Raw genomic sequence first — 4,830 nt, forward strand, 5'->3', positions numbered from 1 at the left:
GTTTTGATGCCCCTCGTCCGGTCTCGCGCCGCTGAACGCGGGCGTGTCCAACCGGTCCCCCGTGGGGACGGCGATGCTTGCGGCGTTGAGCCGCAAGCACATCGCCCCAGGCGGGCCGGCTTGGGAGCGGCCCGGCGCTCGGCCCGCAAGTTCGACGCGCTGTCCGTTCTCATGGCCGCGGYGTGTGCCGTAAGCTGCGCCGCGCCACCACCGCGCGCCGCTGATATCCACGCCGGCGATGTGCGTGTGGTCGACGTCGGTGAGGGTTGGGCGCGCAACTCCGTCAACGCCGTGGTGTTCCGCAAGAACTCCCTCGTCACCCATGGCGACATGCAGTACATCGCCTTCTACGACCCGCAGGCCCGGGTGGTGCTGGGCAAGCGCCGGCTCGGCAGCGGCGCCTGGGAGCTGAAGGCCACGCCCTACCAGGGCAACGCGCTGGATGCCCACAACAGCATCAGCATCATGGTCGATGGCGCGGGCTATCTGCATCTCGCCTGGGACCACCACAACAGTGCGCTGCGCTATGCGCGCAGCCTGCGGCCCGGTGCGCTGGAGATGACGGCCGAGATGCCGATGACGGGGCAGGGCGAGGCCTCCGTGTCCTACCCCGAGTTCCATCGCCAGCCGGACGGCAATCTGCTGTTCTTCTACCGGGACGGTGGTTCGGGCCGGGGCAACCTGGTGCTCAACCGCTACGACGTCGCCACGCAAAAGTGGACACGGCTGCACGGCAACCTGATCAGCGGGGAAGGCAAGCGCAACGCCTACTGGCAAGCCTTCCTCGACCACCGCGGCACACTGCATCTGTCCTGGGTCTGGCGCGAGTCGCCCGACGTCGCCAGCAACCACGATCTGGCCTATGCCCGCTCACGCGATGGCGGCCGCAGCTGGGAGACCTCGGACGGCCGGCCCTGCGCGCTGCCCATCACGCTGTCCAGCGCCGAGGTCGCCGCGCACATCCCGCAGAACAGCGAGTTGATCAACCAGACCTCGATGTCGGCCGACCAGGACGGCAACCCCTACATCGCCAGCTACTGGCGCCGCGCTGGCCGCACGGTGCCGCAATACCAGGTGGTCTACCGCCGCGGCGGTGCCTGGCGGGAACTGGAGCTGGACTTTCGGCGCACGCCGTTCTCGCTCAGCGGCGTGGGGACCAAGGCGATCCCCGTGTCACGCCCGCAAATCATGGTGGGCCTGGGAGGCGGTGAGCCCAAGGCGCTGCTGGTGTTTCGCGACGAGGAGCGGGGCAGCAAGGTATCGGTCGCCCGTATTGAGGATTTCAGCAGCGGGCGCTGGACCGTKCACGACCTGACGGCGGATTCCGCCGGCGCGTGGGAACCCAGCTTCGACACGGAGTTATGGCGCGAGCGAGGCGAATTGAACCTGTTCCTGCAAACCGTGCAGCAGGTGGACGGGGAGGGCACCGCTGACGTTCCGACCAGCAAGGTGCGAGTGCTGCAGTGGCGTCCGAAACCCTGAGCGACGGGAAAGCCTGTGCCCTAAAGCGCCACTCCGTAACTATATGTTTATTACCAGCTATACGAACTTTGGATGGGGCAAAGGCAAAACAGCATACGAATTGAATATTCAACGGTGCTAGCCTTTCGATATTACCTGTTCAGGTGTAATCCACTGCGAACGGTGTAATGATTGGTATCAATAAAGCGGCAGGCGAACGCATTTTGTTTCGCCTGCCAAACATACCCACCTCACGGAGACAACCATGCGGTCAAAGAATTTCGCAAAAACCGTCATTGCCGGTTTGATCAGCCAGTTTTGGCTGGCCTCCCCGCTGTATGCGCAAGAAGCGGCGAAGCAGGACCTCGAACGGGTCGTCGTCACTGGTATCCGGGCCTCGCTGGAATCGTCAGTCGCGACCAAGCGCATGCAGGACGGCGTCGTCGACGCGGTGTCCGCGGAAGACGCCGGTAAATTCCCCGACACGAATATCGCCGAATCGCTGCAGCGCGTCACTGGCGTGCAGATCCAGCGCAACAACGGCGAGGGCCGGTATATTTCCGTGCGCGGGCTGGGGCCGGAATTCAACAATGTGCTCGTCAACGGCCGAACCATGACCAGCGATACCGGCGGCCGTGAGTTCTCGTTCGACCTGCTGTCGCCCGATCTCATCTCGAAGGCGCTGGTTTACAAGACCGCCCAGCCCTTCCTTCCCGAGGGCGGCATCGGCTCCACGGTCGATATTCAAACGGCGCGGCCGCTGTTGGGCCGCAAGGGCCACAGCGCGGTGGTGAATCTGTCCGGGTCCTACGATTCGAACTCCAAGAAGAAGACGCCCAACGCGAGCGCGATGTACTCGTTCGCGAACGACGACCGCAGCTTCGGCGTCAGCGGTTCCCTGTCGTACACCGACCGTGCCTCGAAGCAGACCAAGGCCGTCAACGACGCGTGGAACTACAAGGACGTGACGCTGATCAACGGCGACCTGAATTCCAAGAACCTGACGATGGCCGACGTGACGGTCAAGAAGCTCTACATCCCGCAGAGCTTCGGGTTCCAGGAGGAGAACGAGCGCCGCAAGCGCCTGGTGGCCGCAGGCACCGTCCAGTTCAACCCGAGCTCGGCGCTCAAGCTCACGGCCGATGCGCTGTACTCGCGGCTGGACCAGAAGAACGACGTGATCGCGGTCAGCGACTGGAACAACCCCACCCAGCTCGGCGTCAAGTTCAATTCGGACAACCAGATCACCAGCTTCCTGCGGCCGGGCTCGACCTTCTTCGCCAACAACCCGGAGATTGCCGGCCCGGGCAAGCTGCTCGGCGAGGCGAATTCCAATGACATGATCGTCAAGGCCGGCGACCGCTTGTCGACCACCAAGGCCTTCGGCGGCAATGCCAAGTGGGCGCTGGCGCCGGAGTGGAACCTGGAAGCCGACCTGTCCACGTCGCGCACGACCTCGGGGACGCCCGACATGTGGATCGTCGCCGGCATGGTGCCCAAGAACGGCGACACGCTGACCTTTGACGGTACGCCCACCATCCACTTCGGCGACAGCCTCTCCGACCCCGCCGCCGTGCGTGCCCACGCCGTCGCCTACGGCCAGATCCGCAACGGCGACGACCTGAAGGAAGGCCGCGTCAACCTGGGCTGGGATCATGAGATCGGCTACTTCAAGGGGCTGCAGTTCGGCCTCGCGGCCTCGCGCCGCAAGGTGGACCGTACCCAATGGAACAGCGATTCGTGGAACGCATTCAGCGGCTATCACGTGTCGCTGCCGGCCTCGCTGTTCACGGTGAGCAAGCTCGACAACATCCTGGGCGCGGAAGGCGCGATGCCGTCGACCTTCCTGAGGTTCGACCCCTACGCCTACATGGCCTACCTGAACCAGCCGTCGCTGATCGCGCAGTCCAACGATCCGGCGCTCTACGGCGACAAGACCAGGTACCCCAACGGCCCGATGGCCATCGACTACACCAGGCCGTCGATGTGGGCCGTCAAGGAGAAGGTGTCCAGTCTCTTTGTCGACAGCAAGTGGGAGGGCGACGGCTGGTCGGGCAATGTGGGCGCGCGGTATGTGCACGTGAACTCCACGTCGATCGGCATCAGCCGGGTGCTGCTGTCGGCCGTCAAGAGCCCCAACGACACGACCTACATCCTGAACTACGGCCCCGACAGCGTGAACTCGGTCGAGAACAGCTACAACAACCTGCTGCCCTCTGCCAACCTCAAACTCGACCTGACTCGCGACCTCGTGCTGCGCCTGGCGGCCTCCAAGACACTGACGCGCCCGACGCTGAACCAGATGGGCGTGAGCAACTGGTACGGTGGCCGTTTTGGGGACGTGCAGACCGGCGGCGGCAACCCCTATCTCAAGCCGATGCGCTCGACCAACCTGGACGCGTCGCTGGAGTGGTATCTGTCCAAGACCAACTACGTCAGCGCGGCGGTCTTCCAAAAGAAGGTCACCGACTTTCTCGAATCCCGGCTGATCGACATCCAATTGCCGCAGTTCCCCGAGATCGCGCACGACACCCGCATCCGCAACGGGCAACAAGGCAAGATCAAAGGGCTGGAGCTGGCCGGGCAATACGCCTTCGACGCCAACAACGGGCTGCTGCAGGGCTTCGGCGTGGCGGCCAACTTCACCTATGTGGACGCGAACGCCACGCGGGAAGGCGGCGTCGCCAGCTGTGGCTATCCGGGCCTGTCCAAGCAGTCGTACAACGGCTCGGTGTTCTATGAGGACAGCCGCTTCCAGGCGCGGCTGAGCTACAACTGGCGCAACCACTTCTCCGTCGACTGCGGCGGCGGCAGCACCTTGCCGCGCACCCGCGCGGCCTATGGGCAGGCCGATGCCAGCGTGCGCTACAACGTCACGCCGACGATTTCGCTGTATGCCGACGCGATCAACCTGAACAACGAACGCATGCACGAATACGCGAACAACGAGTCGCAGTTCCTGACCTTGGAGGACGTCGGCCGCCGCTTCAACGTGGGCGTGCGGGTGGCGTTCTAAAGGCCAGCAGAGTTCTCCAGGCGGCGCCCGTGCGCACGCCTTTCACCCTGTCTCCGTGAGGCAGGGTTTTTTTGTTCAGGCCGGCCGTACAAGAAATCAGGACCCCTCATGACTGTTCTTCTTCCCCGTCGTCGACTGCTCGGCGCTGCCGCCTCTGGTGCGACGCTGCTGCTGAACGCTTCGCCTGCCAGCGCGGCCAAGGCAGAAGCACCGCGCTTTGCCATCGGCGAGAGCGACTTCCTGCTCGACGGCAAGCCGCTGCAGATCCGCTGCGGCGAGATGCACTTCGCCCGCGTGCCGCGCGAGTACTGGAAGCACCGCCTGCAGGCCATCAAGGCCATGGGCATGAACAC

3 protein-coding genes are annotated in these 4,830 nt (G+C 64.3%); all 3 read left to right on the forward strand.

The features are described 5' to 3' along the window. Positions 1-120: 120 nt before the first annotated feature. Positions 121-1,482, forward strand: a complete 1,362-nt coding sequence (locus AC1DU6_RS20220) for a BNR repeat-containing protein (protein ID WP_477859149.1) — start codon at positions 121-123, stop codon at positions 1,480-1,482. A gap of 244 nt (positions 1,483-1,726) precedes the next feature. Continuing rightward, positions 1,727-4,477: a TonB-dependent receptor gene (locus AC1DU6_RS20225; RefSeq protein WP_477859151.1), complete on the forward strand. Its 2,751-nt coding sequence runs from the start codon at positions 1,727-1,729 to the stop codon at positions 4,475-4,477. Between the two features lie 108 nt (positions 4,478-4,585). After that, a partial coding sequence (locus AC1DU6_RS20230) for a beta-galactosidase (RefSeq protein ID WP_477859153.1) occupies positions 4,586-4,830 on the forward strand: 245 nt, incomplete at its 3' end.

This window comes from Roseateles sp. P5_B10 (assembly GCF_056400485.1).